Annotated in this window: 20 protein-coding genes; 10 read left to right on the top strand and 10 right to left on the bottom strand. The window is 68.2% G+C overall.

Going from position 1 to position 20,175, the window contains the following annotated elements; genetic code table 11:
• Positions 1-5: 5 nt before the first annotated feature.
• Together B5Y19_RS04720 and B5Y19_RS04715 are read right to left on the bottom strand one after the other, a co-directional pair.
• Positions 6-341 (bottom strand): DUF1330 domain-containing protein, encoded by a 336-nt coding sequence (locus tag B5Y19_RS04720; RefSeq protein WP_055730474.1) that lies wholly within the window; start codon positions 339-341, stop codon positions 6-8.
• A 169-nt stretch (positions 342-510) separates the two neighbouring features.
• Positions 511-2,325, bottom strand: a complete 1,815-nt coding sequence (locus tag B5Y19_RS04715; protein WP_079591155.1) for a glucan ABC transporter ATP-binding protein/ permease — start codon at positions 2,323-2,325, stop codon at positions 511-513.
• Between the two features lie 141 nt (positions 2,326-2,466).
• On the opposite strand from B5Y19_RS04715, the gene B5Y19_RS04710 reads away from it, so the two are divergent.
• Positions 2,467-3,237, top strand: coding sequence for a motility protein A (locus tag B5Y19_RS04710; RefSeq protein WP_055730476.1), 771 nt, complete (start codon positions 2,467-2,469; stop codon positions 3,235-3,237).
• 14 nt (positions 3,238-3,251) lie between these two features.
• Positions 3,252-4,076: an OmpA/MotB family protein gene (locus B5Y19_RS04705; RefSeq protein WP_055730477.1), complete on the top strand. Its 825-nt coding sequence runs from the start codon at positions 3,252-3,254 to the stop codon at positions 4,074-4,076.
• Between the two features lie 136 nt (positions 4,077-4,212).
• On the opposite strand, the gene B5Y19_RS25595 is transcribed toward B5Y19_RS04705, so the two are convergent.
• The 7 genes from B5Y19_RS25595 to B5Y19_RS04665 all read right to left on the bottom strand — a co-directional run bounded on the left by B5Y19_RS25595 (position 4,213) and on the right by B5Y19_RS04665 (position 11,164).
• Positions 4,213-4,518 (bottom strand): hypothetical protein, encoded by a 306-nt coding sequence (locus B5Y19_RS25595; protein ID WP_055730478.1) that lies wholly within the window; start codon positions 4,516-4,518, stop codon positions 4,213-4,215.
• A 5-nt stretch (positions 4,519-4,523) separates the two neighbouring features.
• The gene (locus tag B5Y19_RS04695) at positions 4,524-5,531 is read right to left on the bottom strand and encodes a WD40 repeat domain-containing protein (RefSeq protein ID WP_055730479.1); all 1,008 of its coding nucleotides are present in this window, start codon (positions 5,529-5,531) and stop codon (positions 4,524-4,526) included.
• Positions 5,532-5,545: 14 nt separating this feature from the next.
• Positions 5,546-6,508 carry a CobW family GTP-binding protein gene (locus tag B5Y19_RS04690; RefSeq protein ID WP_055730480.1) on the bottom strand — a complete coding sequence of 321 codons (963 nt, stop codon included), beginning with the start codon at positions 6,506-6,508 and terminating at the stop codon, positions 5,546-5,548.
• 46 nt (positions 6,509-6,554) lie between these two features.
• On the bottom strand, positions 6,555-7,505 hold the full coding sequence (locus tag B5Y19_RS04685) for a metal ABC transporter substrate-binding protein (RefSeq protein ID WP_055730481.1): 951 nt from the start codon (positions 7,503-7,505) through the stop codon (positions 6,555-6,557).
• A 34-nt stretch (positions 7,506-7,539) separates the two neighbouring features.
• Positions 7,540-8,418, bottom strand: coding sequence for a metal ABC transporter permease (locus B5Y19_RS04680; protein ID WP_055730482.1), 879 nt, complete (start codon positions 8,416-8,418; stop codon positions 7,540-7,542).
• A gap of 151 nt (positions 8,419-8,569) precedes the next feature.
• Positions 8,570-9,304, bottom strand: coding sequence for a zinc ABC transporter ATP-binding protein AztA (gene aztA / locus B5Y19_RS04675; protein WP_055730483.1), 735 nt, complete (start codon positions 9,302-9,304; stop codon positions 8,570-8,572).
• Positions 9,305-9,532: 228 nt separating this feature from the next.
• Positions 9,533-11,164 (bottom strand): OpgD/OpgG family glucan biosynthesis protein, encoded by a 1,632-nt coding sequence (locus tag B5Y19_RS04665; RefSeq protein WP_055730485.1) that lies wholly within the window; start codon positions 11,162-11,164, stop codon positions 9,533-9,535.
• 225 nt (positions 11,165-11,389) lie between these two features.
• Here B5Y19_RS04665 and B5Y19_RS04660 point away from each other — a divergent pair, with 225 nt between their 5' ends.
• The 3 genes from B5Y19_RS04660 (at position 11,390) to B5Y19_RS04650 (ending at position 15,144) form a co-directional block, all read left to right on the top strand.
• Positions 11,390-12,358, top strand: a complete 969-nt coding sequence (locus B5Y19_RS04660; protein ID WP_055730486.1) for a TAXI family TRAP transporter solute-binding subunit — start codon at positions 11,390-11,392, stop codon at positions 12,356-12,358.
• A gap of 117 nt (positions 12,359-12,475) precedes the next feature.
• Positions 12,476-14,782, top strand: coding sequence for a TRAP transporter permease (locus B5Y19_RS04655; RefSeq protein WP_079591153.1), 2,307 nt, complete (start codon positions 12,476-12,478; stop codon positions 14,780-14,782).
• Positions 14,779-15,144, top strand: coding sequence for a DUF1850 domain-containing protein (locus B5Y19_RS04650; protein ID WP_079591152.1), 366 nt, complete (start codon positions 14,779-14,781; stop codon positions 15,142-15,144). The genes B5Y19_RS04655 and B5Y19_RS04650 overlap by 4 nt, the downstream gene beginning before the upstream one ends.
• A 137-nt stretch (positions 15,145-15,281) precedes the next feature.
• On the opposite strand, the gene B5Y19_RS04645 is transcribed toward B5Y19_RS04650, so the two are convergent.
• Positions 15,282-15,521 carry a hypothetical protein gene (locus tag B5Y19_RS04645; protein ID WP_055730488.1) on the bottom strand — a complete coding sequence of 80 codons (240 nt, stop codon included), beginning with the start codon at positions 15,519-15,521 and terminating at the stop codon, positions 15,282-15,284.
• A gap of 133 nt (positions 15,522-15,654) precedes the next feature.
• Between B5Y19_RS04645 and B5Y19_RS04640 the strand changes: the two genes are divergently transcribed.
• The 5 genes from B5Y19_RS04640 to B5Y19_RS04620 are packed head-to-tail and all read left to right on the top strand — an operon-like array spanning position 15,655 to position 20,146.
• Positions 15,655-17,244, top strand: coding sequence for a gamma-glutamyltransferase family protein (locus tag B5Y19_RS04640; RefSeq protein WP_055730489.1), 1,590 nt, complete (start codon positions 15,655-15,657; stop codon positions 17,242-17,244).
• A gap of 22 nt (positions 17,245-17,266) precedes the next feature.
• Positions 17,267-18,463 (top strand): amidase, encoded by a 1,197-nt coding sequence (locus tag B5Y19_RS04635; RefSeq protein WP_055730490.1) that lies wholly within the window; start codon positions 17,267-17,269, stop codon positions 18,461-18,463.
• 12 nt (positions 18,464-18,475) lie between these two features.
• Entirely contained in the window at positions 18,476-19,096 is a 621-nt protein-coding gene (gene nthA, locus B5Y19_RS04630) for a nitrile hydratase subunit alpha (RefSeq protein WP_055730491.1), read from the top strand.
• The gene (gene nthB, locus B5Y19_RS04625) at positions 19,093-19,752 is read left to right on the top strand and encodes a nitrile hydratase subunit beta (protein ID WP_055730492.1); all 660 of its coding nucleotides are present in this window, start codon (positions 19,093-19,095) and stop codon (positions 19,750-19,752) included. The genes nthA and nthB overlap by 4 nt, the downstream gene beginning before the upstream one ends.
• Positions 19,739-20,146 (top strand): nitrile hydratase accessory protein, encoded by a 408-nt coding sequence (locus tag B5Y19_RS04620; protein ID WP_244555482.1) that lies wholly within the window; start codon positions 19,739-19,741, stop codon positions 20,144-20,146. The genes nthB and B5Y19_RS04620 overlap by 14 nt, the downstream gene beginning before the upstream one ends.
• Positions 20,147-20,175: the final 29 nt, after the last annotated feature.

The raw sequence follows: 20,175 nt of genomic DNA, 5'->3' as shown, positions 1-20,175 counted from the left end.
GCAGCTCAGGCGAGGCCCGCCTTGGCGAGGAAATCCGCCGCGCGATAGCCGGACCCGACTCCCTTCACGATCATCGTCGTGCTGCGTGCATTCTCCGTCCTGAGCGGCAGGATCGCGCGATAGGCCGGCGAGTCGTACCAGGCGCGGGCCCGCTCCAGATCCGGAAAGGCGATGACCACGAGATCGCCCGGCCACGGCCCCTCGACGATCTCCGGCGTCGCGCCATGGATCAGGAAGCGGCCGTCATAGGGCGCGAGCGTCCCGTCGATGCGCGCGATGTAGTCGATGATCTCCGGGCCGAGCCGGACATCCTGCAGATGGGCGATGGCATAGGCGGTCATGGTCGGTTCCCTGGCAAGGCCGCCGGGCGGCCGTTGCGGAGGACCATGGCGCCACAGGTGCGGCGGGTCGATTACCTGCGGGGTTATCGTCTGCCGGTCGCCTCCGCTCGGGGCTGGACGGTGCGCCTCTGCTGGATGCAAGGCCCGGCAGCGTGAGTGCGCCGGCGCCTCAACCCGGCCCGAGCTTCTGCGCCAGCGCGACCGTCTCGCCGGGCGCGAGCGGCGCCGGCTTGCTGCCGACGAGATACTGCGCCCGCGCCAGCGCGGCGAAGCGCCCGCCCTTGGCGACGAGCTCGTCGAAGGTGCCCATCTCCTCGACCTGCCCCTGTTCGAAGACGAGGATGCGGTCGGCATTGCGGATGGTCGCCAGCCGATGCGCGATGACGAAGGTGGTGCGCCCCTTCATCACCTCCTCCAGCGCTTTCTGCAGCTTCACCTCGGTCGCCGCGTCGAGCGCCGAGGTCGCCTCGTCGAGGATCAGGATCGGCGGGTTCTTGAGCAGAGCGCGCGCGATCGAAAGCCGCTGGCGCTCACCGCCGGAGAGGGTGCGGCCGCGCTCGCCGACCAGCGTGTCGAGCCCGTCGCTCTGGCGCGCCATCACCTCGGCGGCCTGGGCCCGCTCGAGCGCCTGCATCATCTCGGCATCGGTGGCGTCGGGCTTGCCGACCAGCAGGTTCTCGCGGATCGAGCGGGCGAACAGCATCGGCTCCTGGAAGACCACGCCGATATTGCGGCGGAGCGAAAGCAGCGAGATCTCGCGGATATCGCTGCCGTCGACGGTAATCCGGCCCGATTGCGGATCGAAGGCGCGGTGCAGCAGCCCGAGCGTCGTCGATTTGCCCGAGCCGGTCGAACCGACGACGGCGATCGTCTCGCCGGGCTTCACCGCGAAGGACACGTCGCGCACAGCCGCGCGCTTGCCGTCATAGGAGAAGGACACATCCTCGAAGGCGACGGCACCCTCGAGCCGGCCGGGATCCTTGGCGTTCGGCAGGTCGCGCACGGCGGGCAGCGTATCGAGCACCTCGAAGAATTCCCGCATCTTCGGCGCCTGCATGAAGATGAAGTTCACGAAGGCGACGATCTGCTCCAGGCGCCCGACCAGCATGGTGGCGAAGCCCATGAAGGTGACGATCTCGCCAACCGTGGTCTGGCCGTGCATCAGGAGCCAGGTGCCGACGACGAAGATCGCGAGCACGGTCAGCGTCGCCGAGGCGCGCGTCGCGACCGTCGCCACCGCCCACCAGGACAACACCGGCAGCTGCGCCTCCAGCAGGCTCGCGATGGTGGTGCGCAGGCCCCTGACCTCGGCCTCGATCCGGGTGAAGCTTTGGATCACGGGCACGTTGCCGAGCGCGTCCGAGGCGCGTTCGGCCAGGCTCGAATGGTAGGCCTCGACATGGCTCTGCAGCCTGTCGGTCTTGCGCAGCACGAAGGCGGTGAGCGAGCCGAACAGCAGCACGAGGCCGATCAGGAGCAGGCCGAGCTGCCAGTTCTTCCAGATCGTGAAAGGCAGGAGCACGAACAATGCGACGATCGAGGCGCAGTGCTCGCGGAAGAAGGAGAGCCAGAGCGCCCACATCGCATTGGTGCCGTCCAGCATCACCTTGAGCACGCGGCCGGAATGGGTCTGTGTGTGGTAGGCGAGCGGCAGGGTCAGCGCGTGCTCGAAATAGCGCGCCATCACCGCCAGCCGCGCGCGATGCGCCAGCCTGTCGGCATGGAGCGCGACGAAGACGCCCATCCCGATATTGGCGAGGCCGAAGCCGACCCAGGCGAAGATCAGCAGGTTGATGCTGCTCCAGGTCGGCGTGCTGCCGGAGGCCTGGATCGTGGTCAGCCGGTCGATCAGCGCGCCGAACAGCATCGGCTCGGCGAAGGCGACCGCCGCCAGCAGGATGTTGGCCAGGGCCAGGATGACGCCCAGCCGCCTTTCCGGGCCGAGCTCGCCGAGGACACGGGCATAGAGCGAAAGAAGCGACATCGTCCGTACCTGTATCGCAAGCCGCGCCCGCCGCGAAGCCAACAAGCTTAACGCTTCGTTCAATCCATGACTCTTATGGTTACCGCAACTGCGAATGTGAGGCGCGCCGGTTGCGGCGGGGGCCCGCGCGAAGGTGGTGTCATGGATATCGCGACCGGCATCGGCATCATTGGCGGCATCGCCACCATCTGCGCACTGATCATCATCGACGGCGGCAATTTCGCGGCCTATTGGGACAAGCACGCGGCGATCATCATCTTCGGCGGCTCGGCCGCCGCGACGATGCTGCGCTTTCCCTTCTCGGTCATCGCCCACGGCCTGCCGATGGGCGCGCGCTTCGCCTTCACCATGAGCGCGAGCCATCCGCGCGAGCTGATCGAGGAAATCACCCGCGTCGCCGAGATCGCCCGCAAGAGCGGCCCGGTCGCGCTCGAGAACGTCGAAGTCTCCAACCCCTTCCTGGCCCAGGGCCTGCGCTACATCGCCGACGGCTACGACAAGGACTTCATCCGCGACACGATGGAGCGGGACCGCGACAATTTCCTGCAGCGGCTCGACGAGGGCTCGAAGGTCTATCGCGCCATCGGCGACTGCGCCCCCGCCTGGGGTATGATCGGCACGATCATCGGCATGGTGACGATGTTCGCCAACATGTCCGACCCCTCCAGGCTCGGCCCCGCCATGGCGACGGCCCTGCTCGCCACGCTCTATGGCGCGATCGTCGCCAACATGCTGACCCTGCCGCTCGCCGACAAGCTGCACGTCAAGCTCGAGGAGGAGGAGATCTCGCGCACGCTGATCATCGACGGCGTGCTCCAGATGCGCGACGCGAAGTCGCCGACGCTGGTGCGCGAGATGCTGCTCGCCTATTTGCCCGACCACCATCGGGCCGAGATGGCCGAAGCGGCGTGACCGGGTCCTAGGAGATGGCCAAGAAGAAACGCGGCGGCCATGGCGGTCACGGCTGGTTCGTGACCTTCGCCGATCTGATGGCGCTGCTGATGAGCTTCTTCGTCATGGTCGCCGCCTATTCGAGCCAGGACAAGCAGAAGCTCCAGATCGTCGCCGGCTCGATGCGCGAGGCCTTCGGCACCCAGACCGATGTCCGCCTCGCCGGGATCGTCGAGCTCGACGGCATCCCGACCAAGACGCATATCAAGAACGCCTATGTCCGCCCGCTGCAGGACGCCTCCGACAACACGGCGCCCAATCACAACAACCAGAAGGAAGACGGGCTGATCGCGGCGACGCATGACCGCGGCTTCGCGCTCGCCGCCGCCTCGCTGCGCCAGGCGCTGCGCGACATGCCCGAGATCGCCGAGGTCTCGCGCAACGTCCTGGTCGAGGTCTCGGAGGCCGGCATCGACATCCAGCTCGTCGATCAGGAGGGCCGCTCGATGTTCGCCGAGGGCTCGGCCCAGCCGAACGAGCGCATGCGCAAGGTCCTCGCGGCGCTGGCCCCGACGCTCAGGCGCATGCCCAACAAGATCGCGATCTCAGGCCACAGCGCCACGCCGCGGCCCGGCGCCACGCCGGAGGGCGACCTCTGGGGCCTCTCGATCGGCCGCGCCAACGCGGTGCGTGAGATCCTCGCCAATGCCGGGGTGCCGAACGAGCGCTTCCTCTCGGTCACCGGCAAGGGCGACACCGAGCCGCTGATCAAGGACAACCCCTACCTGCCCTACAACCGCCGCGTCGCCATCGTGCTGAAGGCCGAGGCGCCGGCCCTCCCGAACGGCTTCAAGCCCTGAGAGCGAGGCAGCGCCGCGCCGTCATTGCGAGACGCGGAGCGGCGAAGCAATCCAGGAGGACGGGGTTGCGCGCTTCGGTCCGGCCCCCCGGATCGCTTGGCTGCGCTCGCAATGACGGTGAGAATCCGCAGGCGCACTACGATTCCGTTGCGCGCGACCGGCCGAGCGCCTCGGCCAGCGCCCCCGCCGTCACCTCGGCCATCGCCATCTGCAACTTGTAGGCTCGGGTCTTCTCGCCCGGCTTCATCACCAGGATCACCGTCTCGGTGCCCGGGCAGGCCGGATCGGCGCAGAGGATCTCGTTGACGGCGATAGCCGCCGCCTCGGGCAGGCCGAGCAGCTCCCGCACCTGCGCCTTCAGCCGCTCGGTCGCAACCTTCGCCTCGGCTTTCGCATCGCCGCCCTTGCGGGTCCCAGCCTTGCCGAAGAGCCCGAAGCGCATCGCCCTCAGCTCGGCAGGACGAGCACGCCGGCAGCGCCGTCCTCGGCGCCGAAGGCGAGCCGCTTGCCGGCCTTGTCCCAGGCGAAGGCGCTGATGCCGCTGTCGCGCTCGGCCGGCCTGACCAGGAGCTCGGAGCCGTCCGTCAGCCGGACCAGCAGGATGCAGCCATCGTCATAGCCGATCGCCAGCACCAGCGCTCCCGGATGGAAGGCGACGCGGGTGACACGGGCCCGGCGCACGCCGCATTCGCGCGGCGCCTTGCCCTGCGGCCCCTCGCCCTGGAACGGCCAGACGATCGCGCCGTCCGCGCCGCTCGAGGCGAGCCAGAGCCCGTCATGCGACCAGGACAGCGAACGGGGCTTCGCCGGATAGCCGGTCATCCGCATATGGCTGGGCTTGTCGCCGAGCTTCCAGCCATGCAGGGCATTCTCCTGCATGGAGGAGACGACGAAACGCCCGTCAGGCGACCAGGCGAGGTCGAGATGCGAGCCCTTCCATTCCAGAAATTCCGGCTTCGCCTCGGTGTTGGGATACCAGAGCGAGACGCCGTTCATCTGGGCGATGGCGAGGCGATAGCCCTTCGGCGCGAAGACGAGGCCCTGCGGCGTGCTCGCGGCCTCCAGCGTGCGAACGCGGCCCTTCTCGTCGCGGGCCCGCACCGTCTTGCCGGTGTTCCAGGCAAGATTCCCGGAGGCCGAGAGCGTGATCGCGTCGATCCAGCGGCGCTTGGGGTCCTTCGCCAGCTCCTCCGGAGCGCCCTCGATCCGGGTCGCGACGACGCGCCCGTCATCGCCGCCCGAGATCAGGCGTTCGCCGTCGCCGGTGGCGCAGAGGATGCCGCCGGCATGGGCCTCGACCATATCGGTCGCGCCGTCGCGCCAGCGCAGCACGCGCCCGTCGGCCAGCGCGAGCGCGAGCCCCTGCTTCAGCCAGCGGGCGGCGACGACATGCGTCTCCGCCGCGATCGGAGTGACATGCTCGCGCAGCGAGGCGGGTTGGGTCAGCGTGGTCATGACGCGGCTTTAACTCACGCCGCGCAGGCTTCAAACCCCTTGCGCAATTCGTTCTCGTTGAGGCCGCGCCCGATGAAGACCAGGCGGCTCTCGCGCGTCTCGCCGTCCTTCCAGTCGCGCTGCAGATCGCCGTCGAGAATCATGTGCACGCCCTGGAAGACGAAGCGGCGCGGCTCGTTCTTGAAGGCAAGGATACCCTTGGAGCGCAGGATGTTCGGCCCCTGGATCTGCGCGATGTCGTTGATCCACGGCATGAACTTCTCGGGATCGACATCGCCCGGCACGGTCAGCGAGATCGAGCGGACATCCTCGGAATGGTGGTGGTGATGGCCGGCCTCGAGGAAATCCGGCTCGATGTCGAGGATGCGGTCGAGATCGAAGGCGTTGCGGTCGAGCAGCGCGGCGATGTCGACGTCGCAGCGCTGCGCCTTGTGCAGCTTGGCATAGGGGTTGATCGCGCGGATCGCGGCCTCGACTTCGGCGAGTTCTTCAGCCGTCACCAGATCGGTCTTGTTCAAGACGATGACATCGGCGAAGGCGATCTGGTTCTTCGCCTCGGGCGCGTCCTTCAGCCGGTCCTTCAGCCACTTGGCGTCGGTCACGGTCACGACCGCATCGAGGCGGGTGGCGTCGCCGACATCCTGGTCGACGAAGAAGGTCTGAGCGACCGGCGCGGGATCGGCGAGACCGGTGGTCTCGACGATGATCGCGTCGAACTTGCCCTTGCGCTTCATCAGGCCGTCGAGGATGCGGATCAGGTCGCCGCGCACGGTGCAGCAGATGCAGCCGTTGTTCATCTCGAAGATTTCCTCATCGGCGCCGACGATGAGGTCGCCATCGATGCCGGCCTCGCCGAACTCGTTGACGATGACGGCGAATTTCTTGCCGTGGTCCTCGGTCAGGATGCGGTTGAGGAGCGTGGTCTTGCCGGCGCCCAGATAGCCGGTGAGCACCGTGACGGGGATTTTCTCGGACATGGCTTGACCTGAATGGCTGTGAGACGCTGGGGACGGCACCGCCCGGTCAGGCCGGGCCGGCGGTCAGCGCCTTTTCGATCTCGCTTATATTGTGCTTCATCATCCGGATGTAAGTCCCCGCCGGCCCGCTCTCCGCCGAGAGCGCATCCGAATAGAGCCGGCCGCCGACCTTGGCGCCGCTTTCGCGCGCGATCTGCTCGACCAGGCGCGGATTGGTGACGTTTTCAAGGAAGACCGCGGGGATCTTCTGCGCCTTCACCTGACGGATGATGCGGGCGACATCCTTGGCGGAGGCCTCCGCCTCGGTCGAGACGCGCTGCGGAGCCACGAACGCGATGCCATAGGCCTTCACGAAATAGCCGAAGGCGTCGTGGGTGGTGATCGCCTTGCGGCGCTCGGCAGGAATGCGCGTCACCGCAGCCTTGACCTCGCCTTCGAGCTTGTCGAGTTCGGCGAGATAGGCCGTGGCATTAACCTCGTAGCTCGCCTTGCCCGCCGGATCGGCCGCGCTCAGCGCATCGCGGATATTCGCGACATAGATCTTCGCGTTGGCGACGCTTTGCCAGGCATGCGGGTCGTCATGGCCATGGGCATGCGCGTGGCCGCCCTTGCCGTTGCCGTCTTGGTCGTCGGCCTCGAGCGGCGTGATGCCCTTCGTCGCCTCGGCAAGCGTCGCCTTGGTGCCGGAGGATTTGACGAGGCGTGGCAGCCAGCCCTCGAAATGCAGGCCGTTGACGAGGATGAGCTTGGCAGCGGCCATCGCCTTCGCGTCCGCCGGGGTCGGCGAATAGACATGCGCATCGCCGTCAGGGCCGACCAAAGTCGTCAGGCTGACGCGGTCGCCGCCGACCTGTCGGACGAAATCGCCCAGGATCGAGAAGCTCGCCACCACCGGCAGCTTCCCTTCCGCGTTCTCCTGCGCGAAGGCGCCGAGCGGCGCGGCAGCCACGGCAAGCCCGAAAGCAAGCGCGGCAACGAGGGCGCGACGGTTCGGCATTGGCGACTCCATGAAATGAAACGATATAACGTTTCTATCGCTGGAGATGGGCGCGAGGCAAGAGGCGGCGCGCAAGTCCGTCCTGCGAGCCGAACAGGAGCGAGCCGAGATAGATCGCGCCGGCGGCGAGGATGATCGAGGGGCCTGCCGGCAGGCTCGAGCCCGCCGCATAGGACAGGACGAGGCCGGCATAGCCGGAGACCATGCCGAAGCCCGCCGCAAGCAATAGCAGGCGCGTGATGTCGGCCGTCCAGAAGCGCGCCGCGGCCGCCGGCAGCATCATCATGCCGACGGCGAGCAGCGTCCCCAGCGCATGGAAGCCCGCGACGAGATTGAGCACGACCAGCGCGAGGAAGGTCAGGTGCACGACGCCGCCCGAGCGGCTGACCGAGCGCAGGAAGCCCGGATCGACGCATTCGAGCACCAGCGGCCGATAGAGCGCCGCCAGCGACAGCAACGAGACGGTTGCGACGCCGGCGAGCAGGATCAGCACCTGGTCGTCCAGCGCCAGCACATTGCCGAAGAGCACGTGCAGCAAGTCGATCGCCGATCCCCGCAGCGAGACGATGGTGACGCCGAGCGCGAGCGAGATCAGGTAGAAGGCGGCAAGCGAGGCGTCCTCCTTGAGCACCGTCGCCCGCGCCACCGCGCCGGCCGCCAGCGCCACCGCAAAACCGGCCGCGAGCCCGCCGATCGTCATCGCCGGCAGCGAGAAACCGGCGACAAGGTAGCCGAGCGCCGCCCCCGGCAGGATCGCATGCGCCATCGCATCGCCGGTCAGGCTCATGCGTCGAAGCATCAGGAAGACGCCGATCGGCGCGCCCGAGACAGAGAGAGCGATCACGCCGACGAGGGCGCGCCGCATGAAGTCGAATTCGGCGAAGGGGCCGATGAGGAGATCGTAGAGCAACAGGTCAGCTATCCGGTGGGCGATCGCATAACGTCATTGCGAGGAGCGAAGCGACGAAGCAATCTAGGGGGACGAGGCGAAACGCTTTGACCAAGTCCCCCTGGATTGCTTCGCTGCGCTCGCAATGACGGAAAACCGGGTTGCCGAATGCGTCTCACGCCGCGTCGCGCTGGCAGGGGGCGGCGTGGCTGTCGAAGGATTCGACCATGCGCCGCGCCTTCATCAGGTTCTCCGGCGTCAGCACCGCGCCGGTCTCGCCCCAGGCCACGGCCTCGCGCGCCAGCAGCAGCGTCTGCGGGAAGGCTTGCCTGACCGTCTCGATGTCGTGCAGCACAGCGACCACCGTGCGGTTCTCGCCATGCCAGCGCCGCACGAGATCAAGCAGGTCGGCCGTCGTGCGCGCATCGATCGCAGTGAAGGGCTCGTCGAGCAGGATCACGTCGGCGTCCTGCAGCAGCAGCCGCGCGAACAGCGCCCGCTGCATCTGCCCGCCGGAGAGCGTACCGATCGGCCGGCGCTCGAAGCCGGTCAGGCCGACCGCCGCGATGGCATGCTCGATCTTGTCGGCGGCGCGGGCCCCGATACGGCCGAAGATGCCGGCCCGGTTCCACAGGCCCATGGCGACGAGGTCGTAGACATGGATCGGGAAAGAGCGGTCGAGATCGGCCGATTGCGGGAGATAGGCGAGCCGCTTGCCCTTGGCGAGCGCGATGCCGCCGGAAAGCGGAGCGAGTGCCCCGGCGATGCCCTTGAGCAAGGTGGATTTACCGGCACCGTTCGGCCCGACGATGGCGGTCAGGCTGCCGGCTTCGATCTCGCCGGAGAGATGATGCACCGCCGGGTGGCGATCATAGCCCAGAGTCAGATCGGTCAGGCGGATGGCGGACATCGAACGCAACTCGATCACAGGATCACGGCCAGCGTCGCCAGCCACAACAAGGCGACGACGATGGCGGCCAACCCCATGCGCATTCCCGCCGAGAGACGCAGCAGCGACCACCCCGGAGCTTCCGAGGCGGCGCGATGCGTGTGGGGGGCGTGCGCGTGGGCCATAAGAAATGATATAATGTTACGCCCGCGCCGGAGCAAGCGCGATTCCGCGCCTGTCCCGTGCCGATCAGAACGGCAGGTACTGGTAGAGCCAGGTCTCGGTCAGCACCGTGCCGCCGGCCTTGAGATAGCAGCGCATCTCGACCGGCTCGCTGCCCTCGACCGTCAGGTCGAACTGGGCCCGCCAATGGCCGGGGATGTCGTCCGGCACGGCTTCCGCGAAGATGTAGGAGAAGGAGCCGCGCGAGGCCGAGAGCACCACCTCCGGCTTGACGCCGAAGGGGATCGTCTCCAGCGCCGGGCCGAGGAACTCGACCATGAACTTGCGCACGCCCTTGGGGCGGACCGTCCCCGGCTGGCCACCATTGCCCAGCCGCGTCGCGACGACCCGGCCGAGCGTCGTCGGGAAGGGTTCGTCGGCAAGCCAGTGCAGCGTGTAGCGGTAATTATAGGCGTTGCCGGCCCGGGCCGGCGCCTCCGGCACCCACATCGCCACGATGTTGTCGTGGATCTCGTCGTCCGTCGGGATCTCGATCAGCTGGACCGAGCCCTTGCCCCACTGGCCTTCCGTCTCGACCCAGAGGCTGGGGCGGCGCTCGTAGAACACGCCGTCGAGGTAATGGCCGACCTCGCGGTCGCGCTGCATCAGGCCGAAGCCGCGCGGGTTCTCGTCGACGAAGGCCGAGGCGATCGTATGCCGCGGATTGTTGAGCGGCCGCCAGGCGCGTTCGCCCGTGCCCGTCCAGAGCGCGAGTCCATCGGAATCATGCACTTCCGGGCGCCAGTCGACCGCGGTCGCCTTCGCCGTCTCGGAATACCAGAACATCGAGGTCAGCGGCGCGATGCCGAGCCGCGAGACATCCTTGCGCAGATGGATCGCGGTCTCGATCTCCATGGTGACGCCCTTGCCGCGATGCATGCGGAAGCGATAGGCGCCGGCCACGCTCGGCCCGGAGAGCAGCGCGTAGATCGTGACGTGCTCGGCGCCGTCCTTCGGCGTCTCCAGCCAGATATGGGTGAAGTCGGGAAACTCCTCGGCCCGGCCGGCGACCGCCGGGTCAATGGCGAGGCCGCGCGCCGAGAGCCCGTACTGGTAGAGCTCCCCGATCGCGCGGAAATAGGAGGCGCCGAGGAAGGCGACCCAGTCGTTCTTCTTCCAGTCGAGCGTCTCCCCCTTGCGGCCGGGATGACCGCTGCGGCTTTCCTGGAAGCGGAAGCCGGCGAAACCAGCCCCCGTCGGCAGATCGCGCGCCGGCGAGTCGGCCGGCATCTCGAAATAGCTCTCGTCGTAGACGATCTCGCGCGCCTTGCCGCCCTCGACGACATGCATCCGCACCGGCTTCTGGAAGTAGCGGCCGAGATGGAAGAAGGTCACCGGCCAGGGCGAGGGCCCGTTCGCCCAGAGCGCCATCTCCGGCTTGAAGCGGATCTTGCCATGGGCGTCATAGTCGATCCGCTCGAGAACGTCCGGACGCGGATTCGGCGGCGGCTGATAGGGCTGTGCCGCCAGCTGCTTCGCCCGCGCCTTCAGCGCCTCGAAGGTGAAATCCTCGGCCTGTCCGAGCTTCAGCCCCTGCTGCGCCAGCGCCTGCGGCGCAAAGCCCAGCGCGGCGAGCGTCGCCGTCGCGCCCGCACCTGCGAGAAGAGTCCGTCGATCGAGGCGAAGCCTCTGGCTGCCCTGCCCGGCGCGGTCGTCCATGTCGTTCCTGATCGCTGGTTGCTCGATGCCCGGCTAGCCTGTCCCAGGGGCAAGGGCAACCGCACGCGGCAAGAGATAGTCAGCCAATCATGGCGAAACCAGTCCGCTCCTTGGGCTAAAGACGGACCGGCACCGGCGGCCCGGCGCTTTCCCTTTCCGGTCGAGCATGCTCTAAAAACGCGATGAACCGGCCGAACGAGCCGGACCTCAGCTCAGGGAGAGACCATGAAATCGCTGTTTCGCACCCGGCGGCTCGCCGGCCTTGCCGCCGTCGTAGCGCTCGCCGTCGCCCCGGCAGCGGCCCGCGCGCAGGACTTCGTCAACGTCCTGACCGGCGGCACCTCGGGCGTCTATTATCCGCTGGGCGTCGCGCTCTCGAAGATCTATGGCGAGAAGATTCCGGGCGTCCGGCCGACCGTGCAGGCCACCAAGGCCTCGGTCGAGAACCTCGTCCTGCTGCAGCAGGGCAAGGGCGAGATCGCCTTCACGCTCGGCGATTCGCTCGACGCCGCCTGGAAGGGCGACGAGGAGGCCGGCTTCAAGGCGCCGCTGAAGAAGCTGCGCGGCGTCACCGCGATCTACCCGAACTACGTCCAGATCGTCGCCTCGAAGGAGAGCGGTATCAAGACACTCGCCGACCTCAAGGGCAAGCGCCTCTCGGTCGGCGCGCCGAAATCCGGGACCGAGCTCAACGCCCGCGCCATCCTCGCCGCCGCGGGGCTGAGCTACAAGGACCTCGGCAAGGTCGAGTACCTGCCCTTCGCCGAATCGGTCGAGCTGATGAAGAATCGGCAGCTCGACGCCACGCTGCAGTCGGCCGGCCTCGGCGTCGCCTCGCTGCGCGACCTCGCGACCTCGGTTGAGATCACCATGGTCGAGGTTCCGGCTGCGGTCGTTGACAAGGCCGGTCCGCCCTTCGTCAAGGTCTCGATCCCGGCCAACACCTATACCGGACAGACGGCCGCAGTGCCGGCCGCCGCGGTCGTCAACTACCTCGTCACCCATGACGGCGTGAAGGAGGAGACGGCCTACCAGATGACCAAGGCGATCTACGAGAATCTCGGTGACCTGACCGCGGCCCATGCGGCGGCGCGCGCGATCAAGCTCGACAGCGCGCTCGAGGGCATGCCTGTCCCGCTGCATCCCGGCGCCGCGCGCTATTTCAAGGAAAAAGGCCTGAAGGTCGGCTCCTGAGGCCCGAATCCTTCGACCGCATAGTCCGGGGCGGGGCCGGTTTGCCGGCCTCGCCCTTTGTCTGAAGCAGTGCCGGAAGGGCCGCCGCCCGCGAAGCGGCCGGATGGGGACGTCGCCATGAGCCAGGATACCACCAGACCCCTCGCCGTGCCTGATCTGGCCGGCGCGCCGGTGCCGCCCGCGCACGATCCGGAGCACGGCCTGCCCGCGACCTTCGGCAGCGGCTGGAAGGGGCGCGTGCTGTTCTGGATCGCCGTCGCGTTCTCGCTCTTTCAGGTTGTGACGGCCTTCGGCATCCCGCTTGATTTCCGCATTCTCGAAAGGGTGGACTGGCTGACGCCGATCACCGTCATCCGTGTCGGCTTCGTGCTCTGGTTCGCCTGGATCGTCCTGTCGGCCCTGCGGGGCCGGCCGATGGGCGAGGCAGCGATCGCCTTCCTCGCCTTGCTCGGCGCCTTCGAGCTCGTCACGCTCTACACCGGCACGCTGCCGAACCAGGTGCTGCGCACCGTCCATGTCGGCTTCCTCTGCCTGACCGCCTGCGGCCTGCTGGCCAATGCGGACGAAACCTCGCCTCCCGCCCGGATCTTCTGGTGGGGTGTCGGCATCGTGGGCTTCGCGATCGGCCTCTATCACTGGTGGAACTATGTCGAGCTGGTGAACCGTGCCGGGGACCTGACCCAGGCCGACATCGTCATCGGGCTGGCGGCGCTGACGGTGCTGTTCCTGCTGGTCTGGCGGGCAATGGGCATCGCGCTGCCGCTCGTCGCGGGCACCTTCCTGGCCTATTGCTTCTTCGGCAGCTACCTGCCGGCGCCCTTCGACCACCGCGGCTACGGCCTCGATCAGGTCGTCGAGCAGATGGCCTTCGGCACCGAGGGGCTCTACGCCACACCGACGGCAGTTTCCGCCACCTTCATCTTCCTGTTCATCCTATTCGGCGCCTTCATGGAGCGCGCCGGGGTGATCGATTTCTTCAACGACATCTCGATGGCCGTCTTCGGCGGCAAGCAGGGTGGCCCCGGCAAGGTCTGCGTCGCCTCCTCGGCCTTGATGGGCACGGTCTCGGGCTCCGGCGTCGCCAATGTCGTGGCCTCCGGCCAGTTCACGATTCCGCTGATGAAGCGCTCGGGCTTCTCCGGCGCCTTCGCCGGCGGCGTCGAGGCCACCTCCTCGATGGGCGGCCAGATCATGCCGCCCGTGATGGGCGCGGTCGCCTTCATCATGGCCGAGACGATCGACGTCCCCTATTCCAAGATCGTCGAGGCCGCGATCATTCCGGCGCTGCTCTATTTCGGAGCCTGCTACTGGGCGGTCCATCTCGAGGCCGGCAAGCTCGGCCTGCACGGTCTGCCAAAATCGGAGCTGCCGAGCGCACGCGCCGAACTGCGCAAGAGCTGGTACCTGATCGCGCCGCTGCTGGTGCTGGTCTATCTCCTCTTCGCCGGCTTCACCCCGCTCTTCGCCGGTGCGATCGGGCTTGCCCTCACCGTCGCGCTGATCCTCGCGCTCGCGGTCGCCTCGGGCCTGGCGACGCCGGCGCTGCGGATCGTGTTCTGGGTCGGGTTCGCGCTGATCTCGGCCGCCTCGATGACGATCAGCATGGCGACAGTGCTGATGGTCGTCCTGGCGCTGGTGGTCTGGAACGTGTTCCGCGGCGCCACCGGCCGCGAGGTGCTGCGCTCCTGCATCGAGGCCTTGGCCGACGGCGCCCGCCAGGCGCTGCCGGTCGGCCTCGCCTGCGCGCTCGTCGGCATCGTCATCGGCACGATGACGCTGACCGGCATCGGCACGATCTTCGGCTCCTGGCTGATCGGCATCGGCAAGAGCTCGATGTTCCTGGCCCTGGTGCTGACGATGATCTTCAGCCTGATCCTCGGCATGGGCATCCCGACCATCCCGAACTACATCATCACCTCGTCTCTGGCCGCGCCGATCCTGCTCCAGCTCGACGTGCCGCTGATCGTCAGCCACATGTTCGTGTTCTATTTCGGCATCATGGCGGATCTGACGCCACCGGTCGCACTGGCCGCCTTCGCCGCGGCCCCGATGGCCAAGGTCTCGGGCATGAAGATCGGCGTCCAGGCGGTGAAGATCGCCCTGCCGGGCTTCGTCGTGCCCTATATGGCGGTCTATGATCCGAACCTGATGCTGCAGCCGGTCGCCGGGCTCGAAGGCACGTCCTACTGGCTCGCCGTCGTCTATATCGTGGCCAAGGCCAGCTTCGCGATGATCCTGTGGGGCGCAGCCGTGGTCGGCTATCTGTACGGTAAGCTGGCGACCTGGGAGCGCATCCTCGCCACCGTCGCCGCCGCCCTGCTGGTCGCCGCCCTGCCGATCACCGACGAAGCCGGCTTCATTCTCGGCGCCCTGCTGGTCGGCCAGCATCTCTGGCGCATCCGCGCCACCCCGGCCACCGCATGAGCCTCTGCCTCGCGGCCGGTGCGCTCGTCGTGGCGCTCGGCCGCGGCGAGGTCACGCTGAGCTGGCGGCACTCGGTGCAGAAGACGCTGTGGGAGGAGGTCTGGCAGGCGACGCCCGCGGGCCCCGAGATCGTCGAGGCGCGGATCGAGGGCTCCGGCGCCGGCATGGACCCGCCCGACGGCGCCAGGCTGGTCGACGGCTTCTGGCGCTGGCGCCCGACGCTGCCGCCGCTGAAGGAAGTGGTGATGCGCCGCTCGGGCGCGACCGCCGACTGGCGCATCTGCCTGGCCGGGCAGTGCCGGCCGATGGGCGACTACCTGCCTGATGATGCCGACCCGGTGACGCTGAAGATCTGCAACTAGATCATCCGAGCCGCGGACCCGTCATTGCGAGCGAAGCGAAGCAATCCAGGAGGGCGCAGAGTTCCACGTCCTCCTGGGTTGCTTCGGAGCTCGCGCTCCTCGCAATGGCCGCTTGCGCCCGGAGAGAGACGAAGGTTTCAGTCGACCTCGGTCAGGTGCTCGATCTTGAGCATCCGCCGCATCAGGTTCAGCAGCCCATAGGCCGCGAACACCGAGAAGATCGCCATCATGATGTATTCGAAGATGGTGCCGAGATCGAAGAGGCCGGCCAGAGCCCAGCCGGCCGCCAGCGCCACGCCGAAGAGCTCGACAGCGATCAGGATCCCGAACGAGGTGACCATGATCAGGTTGCGCCAGTTGGTGTGCCGTCCGGCCATGCTGTCCTTCCTTCGTGCGCGGGCCGCCTCACGCGGCCATGCGCCCCACGCACCTAGCGGAGCTTGCCGCCCCATGCAACAAATTCGCGCCGCTCGCCCAGATGGGCATGGTTTCGGAGATTGAAAACCCCTGATGCCGGATACGCCTGTCTTCGCCTCCGCCGCCGTGGCGGCGCCCCATTACCTCGCCTCCGAGGCGGGGCGGGCCATTCTTGCCGAAGGCGGCAATGCGATCGAGGCCATGGTCGCGATGGCGGCGACGATCGCCGTGGTCTACCCGCATATGAACGGCATCGGCGGCGATGGCTTCTGGCTGGTGCATGAGCCCGGCGGCCGGCTGCACGGCATCGAGGCCTGCGGACCGGCCGGCGCGCTGGCGACGATCGAGCGCTATCGCGGCAAGGGCTACGACGCCATTCCCGCCCGCGGGCCGGAGGCAGCCCTCAGCGTCGCGGGCGCCATCGGCGGCTGGCAGCTCGCACGCGACCTCTCCCGCTCCCTCGGCGGGCGCCTGCCGCTCGGCGAATTGCTGGCCGATGCCATCCGCCATTGCCGCGAGGGCTATGCGGTCTCCGTTTCCGAGCTCGGCAACAAGCCCAACGAGCTCGAGGCGCTGAAGGCCGCCCCTGGTTTCGTCTCGACCTTCTGGATCGACGGCGCCCCGCCCAAGCCCGGCGCCCGCCGCAAGCCTGAGGCCCTCGGCGCTGCCCTGCAGCAACTCGCCGATGCCGGGCTCGACGATTTCTATCGCGGCGATGTCGGCCGCGAGATCGCCGCCGATCTCGAACGCGTCGGCGCTCCCGTCACCCGCGCCGATCTCGAGCGCTATCGCGCGCAATCCGTCGCGCCGCTCTCGCTGAAGCTGCCGGGTGTCACGGTCTCCAACCTGCCGCCGCCGACGCAAGGGCTGGCCTCGCTGATGATCCTCGGCATCGCCGAGCGGCTAGGGCCGGCGAAGCACGACAGCTTCGAGCAGCATCACGGGCTGATCGAGGCGACCAAGCGCGCCTTCGCCATCCGCGACCGCTATATCACCGACCCCGCCCATCTCCAGCGCGACCCGGCCGCGTTCCTGAGCGAGACCGCGCTGGCGCGGGAGGCCGCGGCCATCGACGGAAAGCGGGCGGCGAAGCTGCCGCTGCGCAACGGCGACGGCGACACGATCTGGATGGGCGCGATCGACGGCAGCGGCCTCGCCGTCTCCTATATCCAGTCGATCTACTGGGAATACGGCTCCGGCTGCGTGCTGCCGGCAACCGGCATCCACTGGCAGAACCGCGGCGTCTCCTTCTCGCTCGACCGGAACGCCGCCAATCCGCTGATCCCGGGCCGCAAGCCCTTCCACACGCTGAACCCCGCCTTCGCCCGCTTCGACGATGGGCGCATCCTGCCCTATGGCTCGATGGGCGGCGACGGTCAGCCACAGTTCCAGGCCCAGATCCTGACGCGCTACCGCGCCGGCCAGGGCCTCGCCGCTGCGGTCGATGCGCCGCGCTGGCTTTTCGGCAAGACCTGGGGCGCCGGCTCGACCAGCCTCAAGCTCGAAAGCCGCTTCGACCCGTCGCTCCTGGAACGGCTCGATGCCGCCGGACATCCGGTCGAGGAGAGCGGCCTCGCCTATTCCGAGGGCTTCGGCCATGCCGGCATGCTGGTAAAGCACGCGAAAGGCCGGGTCGAGGCGGTGCATGATCCGCGTTCCGATGGCGATGCCAGGGGAATCTGATGCGAGGGAGCTCTGACGCGCGATGACCTTTGACGATCCTTTCCGCTGCTTCGTCCCCTATCCCGACGCTCCGGTGAAGCATGCCGTTGCAGGGCCCCTCTCCGGGCTGACGCTCGCGGTGAAGGACCTCTTCGACGTCAAGGGCTATCCGACCGGAGCCGGCTCGCCGCTGGTGCTGGCGCAGTCCGGCATCAAGGATAAGACCGCGCCGATCGTGAAGGACCTGCTCAAGGCCGGCGCCCGCTTCGTCGGCAAGACGCATACCGACGAGCTCGCCTTCTCGCTCAACGGGCAGAACGCGCATTTCGGCTCGCCGATCAATCCGGCCGCACCGGAGCGGATCACCGGCGGCTCCTCCTGCGGCTCGATGGCGGCGGTGGCCGGGCGCCTCGCCGATATCGCCATTGGTTCCGACACCGGCGGCTCGGTGCGCGCGCCGGCGAGCTATGGCGGCCTCTTCGGTATCCGCCCGAGCCATGGCCGGCTCTCGCTGAAGCGCACCTGGCCGCTGGCGCCAAGCCTCGACACGCCTGGCTGGTTCGCCCGCGACGGCGAGGTCTTCGCCCGTGTCGCCAACGCGCTCTTCGGCCCGGACAAGGCCGAGCTGCCCGAAACCCCGCGCCTCTTCATCGCCGACGACATGTTCGCCCAGGCCGTGCCCGAGGCGGAAACGATCCTGCGCAATGTCGTGCAGCGCGCGATCCCCGAGCTCGGCCAGCCGGAAGGCGTCAAGCTCGCGCGCGACCTCGACGCGCTCTACTGGGCGTTCCGCTGGATCCAGGGGCGCGAGGCTTGGGCGTCCGACGGCGCCATGATCGAGCGTTTCGCCCCGCCGCTCGGGCCGGGCGTGAAGGAGCGCTTCGCCTTCTCGAAGACCGTGACCGATGCGGAATACGCCAAGGGTGAGGCCACCCGGAAATCCTTCCGCGCCAAGCTTTCGCGCCTGCTCGGCCAGGACGGCGTGCTGATCCTGCCGACCATGCCGGACGTCGCCCCCCTGATCGCCGCGAAGGAATCGGAGCTGGAGGATTTCCGCAACCGGGCTTTGCGGCTGCTCTGCCTTGCGGGGCTGTCGGGCTTCCCGCAAGTTACGATTCCGGTGGCCCAGCGGGAGGGCGCCCCGCTCGGCCTGTCGCTGATTGGCCCGAAGGGTTCGGACCGCTCTCTCGTCGCCTTCGCGGTGCGCTACGAGCGCGCCGCACGCATCCGGATCGCCTGAGAGGAGGTCGCCATGGGCGGACATCACCACGATCACGACCACGACAATCACTTCACCGCCATCGAGGCGCGGGTGAAGGCGTTGGAGACGCTGATGGTCGAGAAGGGCTATGTCGACCCGGCCGCGCTCGACGCGATCATCGACACTTACGAGACCAAGATCGGCCCGCGTGACGGCGCCCGCGTCGTCGCCAGGGCCTGGACGGACCCGGCCTTCGCCGCGCGGCTGAAGGCGGACGGCACGGCGGCGGTGGCAGAACTCGGCTATGGTGGGCGCGGCGGCGAGCACATCGTCGCTTGCTTCAACACGCCGGAAGAGCACAACCTCATCGTCTGCACGCTGTGCTCCTGCTATCCGTGGCCGGTGCTGGGGCTGCCGCCGGTCTGGTACAAATCCCCGCCCTACCGCGCCAAGGCGGTGATCGACCCGCGCGGCACGATCGCCGATTTCGGCGTGACGCTGCCTGAGAACCAGCGCATCCGCGTCTGGGATTCGACGGCGGAGACCCGCTTCATGGTCATCCCGATGAGGCCCGCCGGCACCGAAGGCTGGAGCGAGGAGAAGCTCGCCAGCATCGTCTCGCGCGATTCGATGATCGGCACCGGCCTCCCCCGCGTGGAGGATGCGGCATGAACAGCGCTCACGATCTCGGCGGCCAGATGGCCTTCGGCCCGGTGATCCCGGAGCCGAACGAGCCGGTCTTCCATGGCGATTGGGAAAAGCGCGTGCTCGCGATCAATGTCGCCGCCGGCGCCATGGGCGCCTGGACCATCGACGAGATCCGCCATGCCCGCGAGAGCCTGCCGCCGGCGCAGTACCTGTCCTCGACCTATTACGAGATCTGGCTCGCCGCACTCGACAAGGTGCTGGTCAAGCACGGCTTCCTGAGCCCTGACGAGCTCGCCACCGGCCAGCCCTCCGCCCAGCGCCGCGAGCCGAAGCGCGTGCTCAAGGGCGAGGAGGTCGCCGGCGTGCTGCGTCGCGGCTTTCCCTATGAGCGCGAGGCCAAGGCCCCGGCGCGCTTCGCGGCCGGCGACAAGGTGCGCACCATCGTGATGCACCCGCAGCACCACACCCGCCTGCCGCGCTATGCCCGCGGCAAGGAAGGCGTGGTCGAACGAGTCACCGGCTGCCACGTCTTTCCCGATACCGGCGCGCAAGGCCAGCCCGAGGCAGCGCAATGGCTCTACACGGTGGTCTTCGACGGTCGCGAGCTCTGGGGCCGCGACGGCGATCCGAGCTCCACCGTCAGCATCGAGGCCTGGGAGAGCTATCTTGAACCCGCCTGAGACCGATCTGGCGGCAGCGTTGGCCGCCGACACCCCGATCCCGCGCGATGCCGAGGGCCCGATCTTCGCCGAGCCCTGGCAGGCCCAGGCCTTCGCCCTCGTCGTCGCCCTGCAGAACAAGGGCGTCTTCTCCGCCGATGAATGGGCGCAGGCGCTCGGCGCCGAGATCCGCGAGGCGCTCGCAGCCGGGGGCTGCCGCGACGGCTCGGACTATTACGAGCGCTGGTGCGAGGCGCTGGAGCATCTGCTGATCGCGAAGGGGCTGGCCTCCCATACGAGCGTCGACGCGCTCGCCGCCTCCTGGGCCCGCGCCGCCGAGGCGACGCCGCACGGCAAGCCGATCCGGCTGGAGAACGACCCGCTGCGCCCGGCCGGGCCGACCGCGATCGCATAGGCTGTCATCACCCTGAAAAAGAACGCCGG

It is taken from the genome of Allobosea thiooxidans (genome assembly GCF_900168195.1).
GTDB classification, from domain to species: Bacteria; Pseudomonadota; Alphaproteobacteria; order Rhizobiales; family Beijerinckiaceae; genus Allobosea; species Allobosea thiooxidans.
This window is presented reverse-complemented; position numbering and strand designations above follow the sequence as displayed.

Coding starts and splice junctions, on each gene's coding strand:
- B5Y19_RS04720 (WP_055730474.1), bottom strand. CDS start 341: ATGACCGCCTATGCCATCGCCCATCTGCAGGATGTCCGGCTCGGCCCG.
- B5Y19_RS04715 (WP_079591155.1), bottom strand. CDS start 2,325: ATGTCGCTTCTTTCGCTCTATGCCCGTGTCCTCGGCGAGCTCGGCCCG.
- B5Y19_RS04710 (WP_055730476.1), top strand. CDS start 2,467: ATGGATATCGCGACCGGCATCGGCATCATTGGCGGCATCGCCACCATC.
- B5Y19_RS04705 (WP_055730477.1), top strand. CDS start 3,252: ATGGCCAAGAAGAAACGCGGCGGCCATGGCGGTCACGGCTGGTTCGTG.
- B5Y19_RS25595 (WP_055730478.1), bottom strand. CDS start 4,518: ATGCGCTTCGGGCTCTTCGGCAAGGCTGGGACCCGCAAGGGCGGCGAT.
- B5Y19_RS04695 (WP_055730479.1), bottom strand. CDS start 5,531: ATGACCACGCTGACCCAACCCGCCTCGCTGCGCGAGCATGTCACTCCG.
- B5Y19_RS04690 (WP_055730480.1), bottom strand. CDS start 6,508: ATGTCCGAGAAAATCCCCGTCACGGTGCTCACCGGCTATCTGGGCGCC.
- B5Y19_RS04685 (WP_055730481.1), bottom strand. CDS start 7,505: ATGCCGAACCGTCGCGCCCTCGTTGCCGCGCTTGCTTTCGGGCTTGCC.
- aztA (WP_055730483.1), bottom strand. CDS start 9,304: ATGTCCGCCATCCGCCTGACCGATCTGACTCTGGGCTATGATCGCCAC.
- B5Y19_RS04665 (WP_055730485.1), bottom strand. CDS start 11,164: ATGGACGACCGCGCCGGGCAGGGCAGCCAGAGGCTTCGCCTCGATCGA.
- B5Y19_RS04660 (WP_055730486.1), top strand. CDS start 11,390: ATGAAATCGCTGTTTCGCACCCGGCGGCTCGCCGGCCTTGCCGCCGTC.
- B5Y19_RS04655 (WP_079591153.1), top strand. CDS start 12,476: ATGAGCCAGGATACCACCAGACCCCTCGCCGTGCCTGATCTGGCCGGC.
- B5Y19_RS04650 (WP_079591152.1), top strand. CDS start 14,779: ATGAGCCTCTGCCTCGCGGCCGGTGCGCTCGTCGTGGCGCTCGGCCGC.
- B5Y19_RS04645 (WP_055730488.1), bottom strand. CDS start 15,521: ATGGCCGGACGGCACACCAACTGGCGCAACCTGATCATGGTCACCTCG.
- B5Y19_RS04640 (WP_055730489.1), top strand. CDS start 15,655: ATGCCGGATACGCCTGTCTTCGCCTCCGCCGCCGTGGCGGCGCCCCAT.
- B5Y19_RS04635 (WP_055730490.1), top strand. CDS start 17,267: ATGACCTTTGACGATCCTTTCCGCTGCTTCGTCCCCTATCCCGACGCT.
- nthA (WP_055730491.1), top strand. CDS start 18,476: ATGGGCGGACATCACCACGATCACGACCACGACAATCACTTCACCGCC.
- nthB (WP_055730492.1), top strand. CDS start 19,093: ATGAACAGCGCTCACGATCTCGGCGGCCAGATGGCCTTCGGCCCGGTG.